Source organism: Vibrio sp. HB236076, from assembly GCF_040957575.1.
Lineage (GTDB): Bacteria > Pseudomonadota > Gammaproteobacteria > Enterobacterales > Vibrionaceae > Vibrio.
On sequence record NZ_CP162601.1, the window covers coordinates 2,930,101 to 2,948,953 of the forward strand.

General features: G+C 45.9%; 15 protein-coding genes, 1 tRNA gene, 1 rRNA gene and 1 riboswitch. Of the genes, 6 read left to right on the top strand and 11 right to left on the bottom strand.

Annotated features, from left to right (window positions below; translation table 11 throughout):
• Nucleotides 1–299: 299 nt before the first annotated feature.
• The gene (uvrD, locus tag AB0763_RS12910; protein ID WP_306102412.1) at nt 300–2,471 is read right to left on the bottom strand and encodes a DNA helicase II; all 2,172 of its coding nucleotides are present in this window, start codon (nt 2,469–2,471) and stop codon (nt 300–302) included.
• 259 nt (nt 2,472–2,730) lie between these two features.
• Here uvrD and AB0763_RS12915 point away from each other — a divergent pair, with 259 nt between their 5' ends.
• From AB0763_RS12915 to AB0763_RS12930, 4 genes are read left to right on the top strand one after another with little or no spacing between them, the layout of a single operon-like run.
• A complete protein-coding gene (locus AB0763_RS12915) occupies nt 2,731–2,991 on the top strand; it encodes a DUF2282 domain-containing protein (protein ID WP_306102413.1) in 261 nt (86 codons plus the stop codon).
• Between the two features lie 30 nt (nt 2,992–3,021).
• Entirely contained in the window at nt 3,022–3,873 is an 852-nt protein-coding gene (locus AB0763_RS12920; protein WP_306102414.1) for a DUF692 domain-containing protein, read from the top strand.
• Entirely contained in the window at nt 3,870–4,643 is a 774-nt protein-coding gene (locus tag AB0763_RS12925) for a DNA-binding domain-containing protein (protein WP_306102415.1), read from the top strand. Before AB0763_RS12920 ends, AB0763_RS12925 begins: the two co-directional genes overlap by 4 nt.
• A 9-nt stretch (nt 4,644–4,652) precedes the next feature.
• Entirely contained in the window at nt 4,653–5,105 is a 453-nt protein-coding gene (locus tag AB0763_RS12930) for a DoxX family protein (RefSeq protein ID WP_306102416.1), read from the top strand.
• Between the two features lie 173 nt (nt 5,106–5,278).
• On the opposite strand, the gene AB0763_RS12935 is transcribed toward AB0763_RS12930, so the two are convergent.
• Nucleotides 5,279–6,460 (bottom strand): multidrug effflux MFS transporter, encoded by a 1,182-nt coding sequence (locus tag AB0763_RS12935; RefSeq protein WP_306102417.1) that lies wholly within the window; start codon nt 6,458–6,460, stop codon nt 5,279–5,281.
• 165 nt (nt 6,461–6,625) lie between these two features.
• Between AB0763_RS12935 and AB0763_RS12940 the strand changes: the two genes are divergently transcribed.
• Nucleotides 6,626–7,582 carry a LysR family transcriptional regulator gene (locus tag AB0763_RS12940; protein WP_306102427.1) on the top strand — a complete coding sequence of 319 codons (957 nt, stop codon included), beginning with the start codon at nt 6,626–6,628 and terminating at the stop codon, nt 7,580–7,582.
• A gap of 181 nt (nt 7,583–7,763) precedes the next feature.
• Entirely contained in the window at nt 7,764–9,557 is a 1,794-nt protein-coding gene (locus AB0763_RS12945; RefSeq protein ID WP_306102418.1) for an aminopeptidase P family protein, read from the top strand.
• A 137-nt stretch (nt 9,558–9,694) separates the two neighbouring features.
• Here the strand turns inward: AB0763_RS12945 and thiH are convergent, their stop codons facing one another.
• From thiH to rrf, 9 genes are all read right to left on the bottom strand, one after another.
• Complete coding sequence (thiH, locus tag AB0763_RS12950; protein ID WP_306102419.1) at nt 9,695–10,807, bottom strand: 2-iminoacetate synthase ThiH; 1,113 nt, start codon at nt 10,805–10,807, stop codon at nt 9,695–9,697.
• Nucleotides 10,808–11,644, bottom strand: coding sequence for a thiazole synthase (locus tag AB0763_RS12955; RefSeq protein WP_306102428.1), 837 nt, complete (start codon nt 11,642–11,644; stop codon nt 10,808–10,810).
• A gap of 7 nt (nt 11,645–11,651) precedes the next feature.
• Nucleotides 11,652–11,852, bottom strand: coding sequence for a sulfur carrier protein ThiS (gene thiS, locus AB0763_RS12960; protein WP_306102420.1), 201 nt, complete (start codon nt 11,850–11,852; stop codon nt 11,652–11,654).
• Entirely contained in the window at nt 11,836–12,645 is an 810-nt protein-coding gene (locus AB0763_RS12965; protein WP_306102421.1) for a HesA/MoeB/ThiF family protein, read from the bottom strand. Before AB0763_RS12965 ends, thiS begins: the two co-directional genes overlap by 17 nt.
• On the bottom strand, nt 12,632–13,945 hold the full coding sequence (gene thiE, locus AB0763_RS12970; RefSeq protein WP_306102422.1) for a thiamine phosphate synthase: 1,314 nt from the start codon (nt 13,943–13,945) through the stop codon (nt 12,632–12,634). Before thiE ends, AB0763_RS12965 begins: the two co-directional genes overlap by 14 nt.
• Nucleotides 13,945–15,834, bottom strand: coding sequence for a phosphomethylpyrimidine synthase ThiC (thiC, locus tag AB0763_RS12975; protein ID WP_306102423.1), 1,890 nt, complete (start codon nt 15,832–15,834; stop codon nt 13,945–13,947). Before thiC ends, thiE begins: the two co-directional genes overlap by 1 nt.
• A 104-nt stretch (nt 15,835–15,938) precedes the next feature.
• Nucleotides 15,939–16,037, bottom strand: a riboswitch (TPP riboswitch).
• A 50-nt stretch (nt 16,038–16,087) separates the two neighbouring features.
• A complete protein-coding gene (gene crcB, locus AB0763_RS12980; protein WP_306102424.1) occupies nt 16,088–16,471 on the bottom strand; it encodes a fluoride efflux transporter CrcB in 384 nt (127 codons plus the stop codon).
• Nucleotides 16,472–18,486: 2,015 nt separating this feature from the next.
• Nucleotides 18,487–18,563 (bottom strand) — tRNA-Asp (locus AB0763_RS12985).
• Between the two features lie 82 nt (nt 18,564–18,645).
• Nucleotides 18,646–18,761: ribosomal RNA gene (rrf, locus tag AB0763_RS12990) — 5S ribosomal RNA — on the bottom strand.
• Nucleotides 18,762–18,853 lie beyond the last annotated feature (92 nt).

An 18,853-nucleotide genomic window follows, 5' to 3' on the forward strand; every position in this document is an offset into this window, starting at 1 on the left:
TAGTAGCTGGATTGCTGCGAGTAAGATCATAAACCCCGACTGGCTTAGCCATCGGGGTTTTTCTTTTTATGCCCACAACCAAATTAACCAATACCAAACCGACGAATAAATAGCGGGTTAAAAACTCGATAACGTCGTTAAGAAAAGACCATTTAGAGTAACTACTTATATTCTTGTCTTTATCAGCAAAGAGGTTGCCTTGTTCGCAAGGTTTCCCTGCGCCTTCCTTAATCAGATTGATATACGCAGTTGCGCAATACAGGCTGAACCTGGTTGGTATCACTCTGCTCCTGTGAGCGCTAAATCTGTTCTAGCTTGGCGTAAGCCGTCACTAACCACTTGATCCCCTCGCCATTGAAGGCGACTTGTACCCGGCTTTGCGGCCCACTGCCTTCAAAATTGATAATGGTCCCTTCGCCAAACTTGGGGTGTACAACGCGCTGGCCTAATTGAAAACCCGTTTCGTTAAAGCTTTCTTTGACTGCGGTTTGGCTAAAGCGCCCTGTTTGTGAAGCACGTGACACACTGGCCTTCATACGGACTTCTTCGTAACAGGATTCTGGTAATTCACTGATAAATCGCGACGGTTTATGGTATTTATCTTGGCCGTATAAACGACGCATTTCAGCATAGGTCATATACAGCTTTTCTTTCGCTCGCGTCATACCGACATAACACAACCGGCGCTCTTCCTCCAAACGGCCCGCCTCTTCGGCAGACATTTGGCTTGGAAACATCCCTTCCTCAACGCCAACCATAAAGACCAAGGGAAACTCGAGCCCTTTGGCGCTGTGCAGTGTCATCAATTGTACGGCATCATCAAATTCATCGGCTTGCCCTTCCCCTGCTTCTAAGGCGGCATGGGTAAGAAACGCCGTTAATAACGTCATGTCCTCCGCTTCTTCGGGCTTTTCGAACTGCCGAGTGGCTGTCACCAGCTCTTCTAAGTTTTCCAAGCGTGCTTTGGACTTTTCACCTTTTTCTTGCTCATACATTGCGTACAACCCAGACGCTTTGATCACGTGATCCGTCTGTTGATGCAATGGCATATCGCGAGAATCATCCTCTAAAGCATCAATCAACTCCATAAAGCGATTTAATGCCGAAGCCGAGCGCGACGCTAACACTTTTTCGTCAATCAGTGCTTGGCAAGCCTGCCACAACGTTGCCCCTCGATCGCGTGCTGCAAAACGAATGGTTTCAAGGGTCTTATCACCTAACCCGCGCGTTGGCGTGTTAACAATGCGCTCAAAAGCGGAATCATCGTTGCGATTGGACATCAAGCGCAAATAACCTAGGGCGTCTTTGACTTCTTGCCGCTCGAAGAATCGCATACCACCGTAAATACGGTATGGTAAGTTAGATTGAATCAAAGCCTCTTCAAGAACGCGAGATTGTGCATTGTTGCGATACAGTAATGCACAGTCATTTAAGCTGCCGCCATTATCTTGCCATTGCTGAATTTTATTCACGGCAAAGCGCGCTTCATCGAGTTCGTTAAACGCAGAATACACCGAGATCAACTCACCAGCCTCGCCATCGGTCCACAAGCTTTTACCCATGCGCTCAGTATTATTCGCAATCAAGGTATTCGACGCTTCTAAAATGGTTTTCGTCGAACGATAATTTTGCTCTAGGCGAATGGTTTCTACGTCGTTAAATTCCAGCGTGAATTTTTCGATGTTTTCTACTTTCGCACCGCGCCAGCCATAGATAGATTGGTCATCGTCACCGACGATCATCACCCGTGATTCTGGACCACAAAGCAATCGTAACCAAGCGTATTGAATGTTATTGGTATCTTGAAATTCATCAACTAACAGGTGCTTGAAACGCGCTTGATAATGTTCGCGGATGTAGTGTTTGTCGCGTAACAACTCCAAACAACGCAATAAAATTTCTGCAAAATCAACCAAGCCAGCGCGATCACACGCTTCTTGATAAGCTTGATAAATTTGAATGTAGGTTTGCGTAATGGGGTCTTGGTAACTGTCGATGTGTTGAGGCCTTAACCCCTCGTCTTTTTTACCGTTAATCCACCATGACACTTGCCTTGCTGGCCATTGCTTCTCATCCAAATTCTGAGCTTTGATCAAACGCTTTAACAATCGCTGCTGGTCATCGCTATCGAGAATTTGAAAGTCTTCTGGTAAGTTTGCATCTAGATAGTGCGCTCTTAAAATACGGTGGCAAATACCGTGGAACGTACCCGTCCACATCCCGCCCGCACTGCCGTGCATCAACTCCTCAATTCGACCTCGCATTTCAGCAGCGGCTTTATTGGTGAAGGTGACCGACATGATGGAAAATGGCGACGCTTGCTCAACAGACAGTAGCCAGGCCATTCGATGAACCAATACTCGTGTTTTACCACTGCCCGCCCCGGCCAAAATCAATAAATTTTTTAGTGGTGAAGCAACGGCTTGACGCTGCTTTTCGTTTAAACCGTCGAGAAGAAGAGAAGGGTCCATGTCAGGCTCGCTACTGGTTATTTATACATAAAGGCTAAGTATACCGAAACACGTACTGTGTTTCATGAGCCAAAGCGAAAAAGTGCTGATTTTTTTCTCAATGGAATCAATCCTCCCATCCGAAAAAGTTGATCAAACTAACAATTTACGACATCGAACTGAAAGGTTTTTCGGTCTTTACCTATCTTTATTCATAAGCTCAGTGAATACATGCTGACTTAATCACACCACGATGAAATCTGATAATAAGGAAGACACAATGAAAAAATCCAATATTGCAATGGCCGCCGCCGTCACGAGTCTTGTGGCATTTTCTGGCTCGATTCTCACCTCTGCACCAGCGGAAGCTGCTGGCAAAGAAAAGTGTTATGGCGTGTCTAAAGCGGGTCAGAACGATTGTGCCACCAAGACCAGTTCTTGTGCAGGAACAGCAACACAAGATAACCAGTCTGATGCCTTTGTGATTGTCCCTGCGGGTCTTTGTGGCAAATTAACCGGCGGTAGCACTACCTCTTCTTAATCTTGCTTACCCACAATAGGAGCGATGATAATGACGTCAACATTGGATATGGGAATAGGACTTCGACACCCACATTGGAATGACATTGAGCACGCGAATTTTGATGCGATTTCATGGCTTGAAATTCACAGTGAAAATTATTTCGCTCCTTTCTCTCCGCAACGACGGCAATTACAACGGCTACAAGAACATTATCAAATTAGCTGTCACGGTGTTGGCCTCTCATTGGGGTCTGCAGACGGCATAAAAACAAATCATCTCCAGCAACTGGTTCATCTCGTTAATGACGTTCAGCCCCGCTTTGTTTCTGAACACCTTAGCTGGAGTCAAGTCGATGGCTATTATCACAACGATCTCTTGCCCATTCCGTATACTGAAGAAGCGTTAAATGTTTTTTGCCGCAATGTATTACAGGTTCAAGATGCATTGAAACGCCCTTTATTGATCGAAAACCCATCGAGTTACTTACAGACTTTTCAAAGTGAATTATCAGAGTGGCAATTTTTAGTTGAAGTTCAAAAGCGCACGGATTGCGGTTTATTACTCGATCTCAACAATGTGTATGTCTCCGCCTTTAACCACGGTTTTGATAGCCAAGTTTATCTCGATGCTATCCCTGCCGAACACGTCAAAGAAATCCACCTCGCCGGCTTCACCAAACAAAACACTGGTGAAAATCAAACCATTTATATTGATACTCATAATCAACCCGTGTGCCCAGAGGTTTGGCAACTCTATCAACAGTGGACTCAAGTGCACGGTATATTTCCTACCCTAATCGAATGGGATTCAGATATTCCCGAGTTGTCCGTGCTCAATCAAGAAGCCAATAAAGCCGCTCAGATCCAACGCCAAGTACTCACACAACAGGTGGCCTCATGAACTTACACTCTTGGCAGCAATGTTTCAGTCACTCTCTCTATCAACGTGATGACTGGCAACAGCAATTGACAACTTGCCAATTAGCCAGCCATCAAATAGCGGTTGAGGCAGGCGTTCAAATTTATCAAAATCACTTATTGGTTAGCCTGACGGAAGTACTGCAAGCAACCTATCCGTACACGCGAAAAATGATCGGCGATGCGTGCTTTAATGCCGTCGCTAAACGCTATATCGAAGAACACCCTTTAACGACGGGCGATATTACCCATTACGGCCACGGCCTTGAGAAAACATTGGCTCAAATCGATACGATTCTCGAGGCGGCTCCTTTTATTACCGAACTCGCGCATTTAGAATGTCTGATCGATCAAACCCTAAATCGTCTGCATAATACCGTGCCCGTAAGTGATGATACCTTACCACTGACCCATTTAGCCTCATTACAAGATGAGCAATGGCCTTGTGTCAGTCTGAATCTTCATCACGGCATAAAGACTTTTTATTCCCATTTTGCGCTTTTTAGCCTGATTGATGCGGTGGAGCAAGGCGGCCTTGAAAACGTGCAATTACAACAAAACGAACAAGCCATTATTCAAGTCTACCCAGATGGCCGTTGGCAAGCGTTGCGTGTATCGAGTCGCGCAATAGGGTTAGTTGAAGCGTTTGATCAATCCTTGCCATTAAAGTCTATCGATGAATCTCTCTTAACAGAGCTTGATCATTTATTGGCCCATAACCTCTTTGTCGGCTTTACTTTAAAACAGGACTAAGGATTACTTATGCTTCATTCATCGTTCATTAATACCTATTCGAGCCTCACGAATGCACTTCACCATACCCTTCTGCCTATCACGCTGTTAATCAGTCGTTATGTCGTGGCCATGGCTTTTTTTAAGGCCGGTCTGGTAAAAATAAGCAGTTGGGACAGTACACTTTTCTTGTTTGAGTATGAATATTCGGTACCGATTCTACCTTGGCTATGGGCCGCTTACCTTGGCACTGCCGTCGAGTTAATCGTGCCCGTATTTATCTTGCTTGGCCTTCTCACTCGTCCTTTTGCAATCATCCTTTTTGCTTTTAATATCATTGCCGTACTTTCTTACCCTGTTCTTTGGCAACAAGGTTTTTACGATCACCAACTGTGGGGATTAATGCTGCTCTTGTTAGTGATTCACGGGGCGGGAAAAGTCAGCATCGATCATTGGTTAACGAGAAAGTTTTTGACGTCGTAACCCTGCATCAAGGCTAACATAAAAGAAAGCCGCACAGTTTAGTGCGGCTTTCATTGTGTCTAAGTTCGTTGATGACACTTGCCTAGTTAAGTGCAGAGTTCATCACGGCGCAAATAAGCAAGGAGAATCTAAACCATTATTGCGCTTTATTACCCATTGAGGTAGTCCTCCATTTAATGAGATTGTTGCCAGTGCCAACCTCGGCCAGTTTTCGACCACAACACCAGTAATGAAGGTACAATCAGCCACATATGACCTGCAATCATGATTTCGGCCGGCCAGTCTACGCGTTGGATTAAACCAACCAATAACCCTGCGCCACTCATTTGAAACACACCCAATAGTGCTGCTGCCGTCCCCGCTTTATCGCCAAATGCCTCAAGGGCCTTACCGGCTGAAGCCCCCAAAACCCAGGCAAACCCCCAAGAGGACATAAAAATAGGTAACATAAATCCGAATGGTGTTTGCCAGGGTGACAATAGCAACATCACGACGCCTGAGAACCCCAAAGAAATGACACCGACGGTAATGGTTTTATGGGCGCCCCAACGTTGAATACACTTTGGCGCAACCAGACAAGCAATGATATTGAGCACCGCATTACAGCCAAACCAAAACGTAAACTCTGACATGGACAAGCCCATTCTTTCCATTAACACCACAGGCGCATTGGTGACATAAGCTAAGATGACTGACATCGCCAACAAACACAGTGATGCATGAAAAACAAAGCTCGGCACTTTCAATACTGACCAGTATCGCGTGGGCTTAAAGATAGGTCCGACGGCTTTTTGTGGGTTGGTCTCTTTAAAAAAAGCACACATCACCGCACCAACCACCAGACTAAACAATGCCATGAACGCAAAATTGGCACGCCAGTCAAACCACTGGGTCAGAAAACTACCAAGAATAGGCGCGAGAGCGGGAATAACACAGATTGCCCCATTGAGATAACTGATCATTTGACCGCTTTTTTCAGGACCAAATCGATCACGTACGGTAGCAAAGGCAGCAACAGAGGTTGCACAAGCACCAAAGCCTTGTAATAAACGAGCGATGAGCAGTGAGTCAATCGAATAAGCGTACCAAGCCGCTAGGGCACTGAGGCCAAACACACTGATCCCCATTAACCCGATCGTACGCCTGCCCCATTTATCCGCCAAGGGTCCCGCCACTAACTGGCCAATCCCCATCGCAAATAAAAACCAAGTGATGGTGTCTTGAGCTAAGGTGTGTTCCACATGAAACTCATTAGCAATATCCGGTAACGCGGGTAAGTATAAATCAATCCCCAAGGGGCTAAATAAAACTAAGGCAACCAGTAAGGCAAGCTGAAAGCTTAACTTTGATGTCATGATCGGACCGACCTATTTAAAAATACAATGAAAAAGAGCTGCTTCTCATTTGTTACAAGCAACAAAAAGAGAAAAGTGAATCTGTATTCTACCCATACAGAGATATGAATAAAAATGATGTATAGTCATGGGTATTATTCCCGGAAAGAAATATTGGGTAATCCTATGCAGGTAGAAAAGCTCGCTCGCCTCGATTTAAATTTATTGGTGTGTTTTAAGGTTTTGTACGATGAATGCAGTGTGACCCGAACGGCACACCGTTTGTGTTTAAGCCAATCGAGTATCAGTAAATCACTGGCAAAGTTGAGGATACAATTTAATGACCCACTTTTTATTCGCAAACATCAAGGTCTAACACCGACTTTAAAAGCCAACACGATCGCACCCAAAATCACTGAGCTGTTATTGCAGTTTGAAATGCTGAACGAGCCGGATCATTTTGACCCAAGCACCAGTGATTATCGATTTCAAATTGCGACAATAGAAAGCGCTTACCCGCTTATTTTACCTCATTTTTTACCACAGATGTTCCAACAAGCGCCTCAGGTAACCATCAGTACTCATACTTGGTCTGACACCACCTTCGAACAACTCAAACGAGGCGATCTCGACTTTGGCTTAACCGGTAAAGACCTCGATATAAACGATGCCAAACTCACCCTATATCCGCCCAGTGAAATCTGCGAGCAAGAAATTTTTCGCGATGTACAAATTTGTGCCCTAAGAGCGTCTCACCCATTATTAAAGCAAGAGTGGAGCTTCGACACTTACCTTCAAGCACGCCATATCCAAGTACGTTGTGACGGTAATGAACGCTGGCTACTCGATTATCGATTAGCCGACCAAGGTCTTGAACGAGACATTGCGATTACCGTCCCCGACTTTAATAGTGCCATTTCACTGTGCACGTATACCGACTTTATTTTTACCGCCCCACAACACTTTGTCACCATGGCAGCGAAACAGCACGGCTTAGTCACAATGCCTTTACCAATGAATTTTCCCGCGATGGCTTATACTTTATTTTGGCACCAGCAACGAAATAGCGACCCAGCATTACACTGGCTCAAAGAGCTGATCATTGCCAGTACACAACATTTGCGTGTTGAGGGGCTAACGTAAATGCTCAAGCAATCAACAAAAAGACACAAAATGCATTTATTATACCGATAGCCATGATCGTGTCATTTGCACGTCAATCGGAAAAAGAGTAGCTTAATTGACTCTCAATAATGTGTTCTCAATGAAGTGCCCACTCATTTGCTTAAGGCCAGTACAGGGCTCAACAACAAGGATTTTTTATATGGCAATGTCGACTCACGATAAAGTATCTGCCCTCAGAAAATGGATGCAACACCATCACATTGATGCCATCATCGTCCCACGTGAAGATGAGTTTTTAGGCGAATATGTCCCTGCTTATAACGAACGTCTCGCTTGGTTAACCGGTTTTACGGGCTCTGCCGGGGCTGCCGTCATTGGCGTCGAGGACCAGGCCGGTATTTTTGTGGATGGGCGCTATACCGTGCAAGTCAAACAACAGGTGCCCAACGACCTCTTCAGTTATCAACACCTCATCGAGACCCCGGTTTTATCTTGGATCAATGCTCAATTTGCCAAAGGCAGTACCATCGCTATCGATCCCAAACTACACAGTTTTGCGTGGTTACAGCAGGCGCAAAGCAAACTGAGCAACATGACGCTCAAGTTACTCGACAGTAATGCCATTGATCCTTTGTGGCAAGACAGACCAACGCAAACCCTTACACCATTATTTGTTATGCCACTCGAGTATTGTGGGCAAACGTCCTACGACAAGCGCCAACAACTGGCCGCTCAATTACAACAACAGGACATCGATGCTGTTGTCATTACCGCCCTTGATTCAATCAGTTGGCTGTTAAATATTCGCGCTCGCGACATATCCCGCTTACCGGTTGCTCTTTGTCACGCCATCGCCGACAGTCAAGGGCGAGTCACCTTGTTCATCGACCGAGACCGCGTCTCTGATGAATGCATTGCACACTGGGGCGAGGGTGTTCAGATTGTCGAACCACAACAACTGCAACAATACTTACAAAACTTCAGCAACCAGAATGTGCAACTGGACGCGAATAGTGCAAATGCCTGGTTTGCCCTTCATTTACAAAATGCGGGCGCGCAGATTATCAATCAAAAAGACCCATGTTCATTACCAAAAGCATGTAAAAACGACACGGAAATAAAAGGGATGCGAGCCTGCCATATTCGCGATGGCGTCGCCATGGTTCGCTTTTTGGCTTGGTTGGATAACGAGGTGACGGCAGGTCGTTTACACGACGAAGCCACCTTAGCTGACCAACTGCTAAGTTATCGTCAGCAAGATGAGCGCTTTGTTGATATTAGTTTTGATACTATCTCTGCGGCCGGTTCAAATGCCGCGATGTGTCACTACAATCACAAAAACCAACCTGCTCCTAAAACCCTAACCCTTAACAGCCTATACTTGGTCGATTCCGGTGGCCAGTACCGCGATGGTACAACCGACATCACAAGAACCGTGGCCATTGGCCAACCGACAGATGACATGAAGCGCATGTTTACCTTAGTCTTAAAAGGTCACATCAATATTGCAACCGCACGTTTTCCAAAAGGCACGTGCGGCTATCAACTTGATAGTTTTGCCCGCCAACCACTATGGCAGCAAGGCTACGACTTTGATCATGGTACAGGTCATGGCGTTGGCCATTTTTTGAATGTTCATGAAGGACCACAAAACCTTTCTAAGCGTCCTGTTGAAGTCGCCCTACAGCCAGGCATGATCGTATCGAATGAACCCGGCTATTATCAGGATGGCGGTTTTGGTATTCGTATCGAAAACCTTGAGCTAGTCACCCCAGTGATGACGCAAGGCGACAGAGAGAGTTATGGCTTTTCTTCTTTGACTCGCTGCCCTATTGATCTGCGCTGTATTGACACCACACTATTAACTGAAACAGAAATCCAATGGCTCAATCATTATCATCAGCAGGTCCGCGATGCCCTACTGCCCTTGGTGGAAGGAGACCTTGCTGAGTGGCTCACCCATGCGACTCGCCCGTTGGTTAGGTCACGCTAATTAACCCGTATCACGCTAAGACGGCTTTCATTAAGCGATGGCTAGCCATAAAAAAACACCGCCCGATCTGGGCGGTGTTTCATGTGAAACGAACAATAAGCAAGTTCACTATTTATCTTTTTCTCTCATGTAGAACGCTAAAAAGAATAGGCCCTATCCCAATCTTTCCACACCGGCGTAATACCTTGTTTAATCAACATATCTTCTATCATCGCGACAGGACGTTCATCACTTGTCGAAAACTGCTCTAATTCCGGCGCTGGGTTAGAATATCCACCGGGTTGGGTTTTGGAAGCCGCCGACATGCTGGTTACCCCTAACTCAACCAGATGATCACGAAGCCAAGGCGATTCACGTGTCGACAAGGACAAATCAAGATCAGGACTGAATAATCGAAATGCACATAATGCTTGTACTAATTGCGTGTCCGTCATCGCAGATTTCACCTCAATCCCTCCGGTACAGGGTCTTAACCTGGGCAGTGAAATAGAATATCGACTCTGCCAATATCGACGTTGTAAATAATCAAGATGATGGCCGACAAACATGAGATCTGTACGCCAGTCCTGTAAACCGAGCAAGGCACCTAAACCTATTTTATCAATACCCGCTTGACCTAACCGATCCGCCGTCTGCAAGCGGTAATCAAAATCGGATTTATTGCCGCGTAAATGATGTTGTGCATACGTTCGTCGATGGTACGTTTCTTGATAAACGAGCACACTGTCGACCCCCAGTTGCTTCAACTCTTGATAGTGTTCAAGATCCAAAGGCTGAACTTCCATCGCAACAAAATCAAAATAGCGTTTAATAACCGGTATCGCTTGGCGAAAATAATCCATTCCTACTTTGGTTTCGTGTTCTCCTGTCACGATTAATACCTGAGAGAAGTTCATCGCTTTGATCGCCAGGCATTCTTGCTCAATTTCTTTAACTGATAACGTCTTACGCTTTAACCGGTTCTCCATCGAAAAGCCACAATAAGTACAAACATTGGAACACAAGTTGGATAGGTACAGAGGAATAAACATCCCCATGGTGTGACCAAACCGTTGACGAGTCAGTTGCTGAGACATCTGTGCCATTTGCTCAAGATAAGGCTCAGCCGCGGGAGAAAGCAGGGCCATTAAATCACTTAACGAACGCTTTGGCTTCGCAAGCGCCACGTCAACATGACGCGCGGTTTTGCTGTATAAGGACAGGTGAATATCGTCCCAATTCAAATGGTCAAAAGAGGCTTGAAAGCTCATTCACTCACCCCCTGAATTCAAAAAACCCGTTAACGGACTAGAGGCTTGAGCCGTCATGTTCTGTGTCGCAAGTCCAGAAAGATACGCTAAGCGTCCAGATTCTACCGCCAATTTAAATGCATACCCCATTGCTTGGGGATCACTGGCGGTAGCAATGGCCGTATTGACCAGTACGGCATCGGCACCGATTTCCATCGCTAACGCCGCATCTGACGGCGAACCTATACCAGCATCGACCACAACAGGCACTTGAGCTTGTTCGATGATGATCTCTAGCAAGGACCGAGTTTGTAAACCTTGATTTGAACCAATAGGCGACCCTAACGGCATGACAGCGGCGCAACCTACTTGCTCTAGACGTTTACACAAGACAGGATCAGCAGGACAGTATGGCAAAACAGTAAAGCCTTTCTTCACCAATATCTCAGCAGCCTTTAAGGTTTCAATCGGGTCAGGGAGCAAATACCTCGGGTCGGGGTGAATTTCTAACTTAACCCAGGGTGTTTGCAGAGCTTCTCGGGTAAGCTCAGCGGCAAATACCGCCTCGCGGGCATCTTTAGCCCCCGAAGTATTCGGCAGTAACGATAAGTGGTCACTCGCGACAATGGGAGCAAGGATGTCATCGTGCGGATTATGGAGGTCAACTCGCTTCAAAGCCATTGTGACCAATTGCGATTCACTACTACTCAGTGCAGCCATCATGGCCTGCTGAGATGAAAACTTACCGGTTCCGGTAAATAACCTCGACGTAAATGTTCGATCTGCAATCGTCAACCCATCGCGGTGCTGTTGAAGGTGGCGAAAACCCGATTGTGATTGTGTTGTGGTTGTGTCCATCATTACTTTAGCCTCCTGCAACTACATTAAATAAATCAATTTTATCGCCCTGCTTTAAGGTCACTTCGCGCCACTGGCTTTTGGCAACAATGTTGCCGTTAACGACAAACACACTGCCACTTAAGGTAAGATCTTGACTCTGTAAGAGAGCGAATAACGTCGTACCTTCATCACATTCGATATGCTTGTGATTAAATTGAATTTTCATGAATTGCCTCCGATGTATCGCAACAAACGCGACAACTTGGATCCGTCGTAAACCAATATCTTTGCCACTGCATGGTTAATCCATCAAACTGATGGACCCAGCTGCCACTCTCACTTCCTGGCAAAGCGGCCTCCTCATTGCCTAAGATTACCTGTAACGTCATTAGGCTTTGCACACTGGCAATGGTTGAGACAACACTGCCAACCACACCGACCGATTGACAATTTCTTGCTTGATTATCTTCAGGGTCACCGGTTAGACACTGATAACAAGGTTGAGATCCGCGCGATGCTAACCAATGAAAATTAAAGCGGCTACAAAACCCGCCCCACCCCGTTACCGCAGCACTGATCAACGCCTTTTGTTGTTGATAGCAGAGTTTGTTGACTTGCTTTCTGGTAGCAAAGTTATCACTGCCATCTACCACTATGTCGGCCATCGAGATCTCAATCGCCAATTGTTGATCTGACATTCGTCTATTGACGGTGCGGCACTGAACCCAAGGGTTCAATTGGTCAATCTGTTGACTTAAGGCCTGAACTTTTGGCTGTTGAAGATCGGTTTCTCGATACGTTATTTGACGGTGTAAATTGGACAAATCCACTTGGTCGTCATCAACCAACACCAAGTGACCAACACCGGCACCAGCCAATTGCAGCGCCACCTGGCAACCAAGCCCACCACAACCAATCACCAAGACTCTGGCTTGTTTTATCGCCACCTGACCATCCAAACCAATTTCGGGTATGGCAACTTGTCGTGAATAACGAATGAACTCTTTATCGCTCAGCATTATCCCCCCACTTGCTGTTAACCATGATTTGGTTAAATTCAGCCATAACGCCATCGAGATCGTCGGCTTCGGTTACAGCGCGAACCACCGCAATACTGCTTACACCGGTCTCAATAATTTGCTCTGCATTGGTTAAGTCGATACCGCCGATGGCCACTGTCGGCATCGTAGGACAACATTGAGCAACAAAGCTCTTGAGTTCTTTTAATCGTTGAAGTCCTTGAGGTTTTGATGGCATGACTTTGGTTGTCGTCGCAAAAACATGCCCTAGTGCGAGGTAACTGGGTTGAATACGCATAGCATTGAGAATTTCAAAATAGCCATGGGTCGAAATTCCCAGCCTTAAGTTCGCTTGGTTAATGGCGGTAAGATCCGCCGTTTGCAGATCTTGTTGTCCTAAGTGTACGCCATAAGCCCCTAATTCAATCGCCAATTGCCAGTCATCGTTAATGAATAACTGAAGCCCTTGCTGATGCCCTAATTCAATCGCCAGCCTAATCTCATTGATATAATGAGCATCTCGATTACCTTTGTTTCTCAGCTGCAAGGTTTTTGCCCCCGCTGACGACAATTTTTTTACCCACTCAACGTTTGGTAACACTGGGTAAAAGCGCAGTTGCTCACGATCGACCTCAGGCCATGGGGGGTAATCTTTGCTATTGTTATTGAGAACTGGCTTTTTTGTTGCTGGTTCAAAACACAACAAGTCAGGAAAATCATGACAATGAATAGGCCAAGTTTCACGTGAAACCGAACTGGCATGAGCCAATAGCAAGGCATCTTCAACGCTATAGTCTTGCAGCAGTGAAATTAACAAGGCGGCGAGGTAGTTATTGATATCACTTTTCTGCCATTGGCGAGGGACTCGACTCGTCAGCAGTGCCTGAAATCCAGGGTGATCGAAAGCGTCATTCCCATGCCACATCTCACTCACTGCACCTGGCAAACAGCCCATGGCAATCCATACTGATGGCGTTAAAGGTGTTTCGTGAATCGTTTCAACCTCAATATGCGGACAAAAGTTCAAAACGAATGACTCTGATTGCTCAGTCAATCGAAACAACTGAATACGTAAAGTGTTTTGGTCATCATTCATCACCGTCAGTCGATAAACAGGGTGGTCTTGAATGAACAATTCCACCTTCTGTTGCTCGCTTTTTATCGTCCATGCAGAGAAAACCAAACCACGAACTTCGGCATGATGTTCAAGTAAGGTCTTAATATTGGCCAGACTATGCCTTGCCCCCCCGCGCCGGGTACTTTCCCCTTCGCTTGATAAAAATGGGTCGGTTAGTGCCATTACATCGTCTCCTTGATAGACGCCTCTTGACGAATAGGGATGTATAGCTCAGCCCCCTGCTGATGGAATTCTTGTGCTTTCTGTTGCATCCCTTGATTGGCGTATTCTCGCACTTCATGGGAAATCTTCATCGAGCAGAATTTAGGACCACACATAGAACAGAAATGGGCTACTTTTCCTGATTCTTGAGGTAAGGTTTCATCGTGGTATTGACGAGCCGTCACTGGATCGAGCGATAAATTAAACTGGTCTTCCCAACGGAACTCAAAACGGGCTTTAGATAAAGCATTGTCTCTGACTTGAGCCCCTGGGTGGCCTTTTGCTAAATCGGCCGCATGAGCCGCTAATTTGTAAGTGATGAGGCCTGTTTTGACATCCTCTTTATTCGGTAACCCCAAGTGCTCTTTTGGCGTGACATAACACAGCATCGCACAGCCATACCACCCAATCATCGCCGCACCAATTCCTGAGGTAATGTGATCATAACCCGGCGCGATGTCGGTTGTTAGCGGCCCTAATGTGTAAAATGGTGCCTCATCACAATGCTTGAGCTGTTCTTCCATGTTCTCTTTAATTAAGTGCATAGGAACGTGGCCAGGGCCTTCGATCATTACCTGTACATCATACTGCCAAGCAACCTTAGTCAGTTCACCAAGCGTCCTTAACTCGGAGAATTGCGCTTCATCATTCGCATCAGCAATCGACCCAGGGCGTAAACCATCACCTAAAGAAAGAGAAACATCATATTGGGCACAGATTTGACAAATTTCTTCAAAATGGGTGTAGAGGAAACTTTCTTTGTGATGAGCCAAACACCACTTCGCCATAATCGAGCCACCGCGTGACACAATGCCCGTGACACGCTTGGCCGTCATCGGCACATAACGCAATAATACGCCTGCGTGGATGGTAAAATAATCGACGCCTTGCTCAGCCTGCTCAATGAGCGTATCGCGCATCACTTCCCAGGTCAGATTCTCCGCAACCCCATTCACTTTCTCTAGGGCTTGGTACATGGGCACCGTGCCAATAGGAACCGGACTATTTCTCAATATCCATTCGCGGGTCTCATGGATATTACGCCCAGTCGATAAATCCATCACCGTATCAGCGCCCCAGCGAGTCGCCCAAACCAGTTTCTCAACTTCTTCTTCTATCGAAGAAGTAACTGATGAGTTACCAATATTGGCATTCACTTTCACCAAAAAGTTACGGCCAATGATCATAGGTTCTGACTCGGGGTGATTGACGTTAGCTGGAATGATCGCGCGCCCTGCTGCGACTTCACTTCTGACAAACTCAGGGGTAATTTGCTGCGGTAACTGCGCCCCAAATGCTTGACCGGGATGCTGATGCTCAAGTTGTTCATCCAGTACTTGTAAGCGCTGCATATTCTCACGCAATGCAATGAACTCCATTTCTGGAGTGATAATACCTTGTCTTGCGTAATGGAGCTGAGTCACACACTTGCCCTGATTCGCTTTTACAACAATGGCATCAGACTTAAAGCGCAAGGTATCTAAGGTTGAATCTTCACGCCTTTGATTTGCATATTGAGATGATAAACCTGAAAGTTGATGAGTATCAGCACGTGCTTGTATCCAATCTGCACGCAACTTTGGTAAACCAACATGAACATCAATCTTATGTTGAGGATCCGTATATGGACCAGAAGTATCATAAACCAACACTGGCGAATTCGCTTGATACTCGGGGCTGTTAGGTGTGCCACCGATGATCGTATCCGTTAAGGTGATTTCCCGAAAAGGGACTTTTATATGGTACTGGCTACCTGAAAGATAAACTTTTTTCGAGTTTGGATAAGGTGAGGATTCAATATTTTCAATAAATTGCTGGGCTGATAGCCTAGCTTGTTTGCGAGTCGACATGCATTATTCTCCAGTAAGTATTAAGAAAAATGCTTGCCGGATAAATGCATAATACAAGAGCGATCAAAACTGACCGAAGAAATGAAATGAGGACAAAAAACGCCCAAAGACATTCTCTTGTTCCCTTCGCAGGTATTAACCTGATCAGGTTCAACGGATCCCGAATAAACGGTCTCAGCCAAATGGCACTCCGACAAGTGAAGCTATTATTATCACAGCCTTGGATCAAAACCAAGCCTGTAACGGCATTCTCTTATTGTTTCATTAAAATGTGATAACCCATCCAACAAGCCGAAACACTGAGAACGACGTTCAACATCATATTGAGTCCCATCTTAACAAACTCGCCTTGTTGTAAGAGATTGACATTATCCATCGAAAAAGTTGAAAAGGTGGTTAAAGCGCCTAGAAAACCAAGACCAATTAAAGGACGCCACGGATCACCTGACACCGCCTGCATAGTGAGTAAAGCCGTAAAAGCCCCCATCATCATAGAACCCGTTACATTAACGAATAGCGTACCGTAAGGAAAACTGCGACCTAGTAATAAAACAAAAAGCTCCGAGAGAAGAAAACGAGAGCACGCCCCTATCGCACCACCTAATGCAACAAAGGTGAGAGTGGAAAAGTAATTCATACTGGCAATCCAAAGATTAAAAAATAAGTGATAAGTATCAAGAACATCTAAAAAATAAAAAAGTTACGGCAGTCACTTTTACACGAATTAACCGACAACCCATGTATCATACCGTTTATATGTTGAGCAATCAGCTAGAAGTTACGCGTCATTATCGTAGACCAATAACTAACACCGATCCCACTGATGGCACTCAGATCATTGCGATCAAAATAGATCTCACCACATGACCTGTGGTTCACTGTATTAAGGTGTCAAACTGTCATTCACTATGCCACACTGATTTTACCTTGCCACTTGAGCGAAGCGTCCTTGAAGTGAAACGATCTTGCAGCGCAGCGATCTGTCTTTCACTGTGGTTCACGAAATTGATGGGTTGCTGAGAAAAACGAGTGGGAAGAAATCATCCTGGGGTCGGATTCGCGGGATCGCAGCACTCACCCTCGCGCCTAACTGTTGTGGATCCGACCCCTATGACTCGAAACGCACTTTGGCAAAGAACAAAGACTGACCTCAACCATTGCAGTACATGATGACAATCAACACCAAAAGTCATTCTCTGCCTATTGGGTTCATCACTTCTAGGGGTCGGATCCGCATAATACCGAGGGCGCTGTCAGTTAGTCTATTTCGCAAACACGACCCCATTTGAGTTAGGTAAAACCAAAATATAAGACAGTATGAGACAGTGTAGGACAGTCTCAGCACATGACCTGTCTTTCACTGTCTTAAGCAAAGCGATCTTGTGTTATTCGATGAACGGGGTCGGCAGCCGAGGTAAGTGCGCTGTCACCAACACAGCGATGCCAGCGAAGCGTCTTTGAATACAACATACAGGGGTCAGAGCTTCTCTACCCAACCCTCACTGATATGATCGAGCTTCTTCAAAGCTGCTGACCCCGTACCGAGCACGCAGTAAAGCCCAAAATCAACAGCGCCCACTGCTGAGTTAACATAGCGTGAATAGCATTTGGATCATGGCAACCCAAAAGCCCTAATACCTGTACAGACCAAATTTGACCCTTGATTCCGGTAGCCACTGAGTAGGTTGACTGTCTTTCACTGTGTTAAGCGAAGCGATCTGTGTTTGACTGTACAACACTGTGGTTCACGAAATTGATGGGTTGCTGAGAAAAACGAGTGGAAAGAAATCATCCTGGGGTCGGATTCGCGGGATCGCAGTACTCACCCTATGCGCCTAACTGTTGTGGATCCGACCCCTATGACTCGAAAACGCACTTTGGCAAAGAACAAAGATTGACCTCAACCATTGCAGTACATGATGACAATCAACACCAAAAGTCATTCTTTGCCTATTGGGTTCATCACTTCTAGGGGTCGGATCCGCATAATACCGAGGACGCTGTCAGTCAGTCTATTTCGCAAATCCGACCCCATTTGAGTTAGGTAAAACCAAAATATAAGACAATATGAGACAGTGACACACAGTAAAAGACAGTGGCAAGATCGCTTCGCTTCAAGTCACAAGATCACTTCGTTCCAAGTAAACAGAAAACCCTAAGACTAAAAACCGCTATCATTCATTTTATTCTTTTGACCTTTCTTGTCACTTGAGCGCAGCGTCCTTGAAGTGAAACGACCTTGCAGCGCAGCGATCTGTCTTTCACTGTGTTAAGCGAAGCGGACTGTGTCAGACTGTTATTGACTGTGTTTACCATTAACGAAAAAAAGCCTGACTCTTAACGAATCAGGCTTTCTTAAAAAGTGGCGGAGCGGACGGGACTCGAACCCGCGACCCCCGGCGTGACAGGCCGGCTTGTTCTAAATAATAGCAACCAACTGAACTGCCGCTTGAACTACCGTTAACGAAAAAAAGCCTGACTCTTGCGAATCAGGCTTTCTTAAAAAGTGGCGGAGCGGACGGGACTCGAACCCGCGACCCCCGGCGTGACAGGCCGGCTTGTTCTAAATAATAGCAACCAACTGAACTGCCGCTTGAACTACCGTTAACGAAAAAAAGCCTGACTCTTAACGAATCAGGCTTTCTTAAAAAGTGGCGGAGCGGACGGGACTCGAACCCGCGACCCCCGGCGTGACAGGCCGGTATTCTAACCAACTGAACTACCGCTCCACTACAAATTGTTCACAGTCTAAAGTCTTACTTTACATGCTTTAGCTTGTGTCTTCTTGATACATCAAGAAGGAATGTTAAAGCCTGGCGATGTCCTACTCTCACATGGGGAAGCCCCACACTACCATCGGCGCAATTTTGTTTCACTTCTGAGTTCGGCATGGAATCAGGTGGGTCCAAAATGCTATGGTCGCCAAGCAAAATATGGCGTTATCTTGCCGTCAGGCAAGATAACTAAATCTGGAAAGCTGTTTTGTGTTCTCGACACAATCAAGTTTCTTATCGAGTCC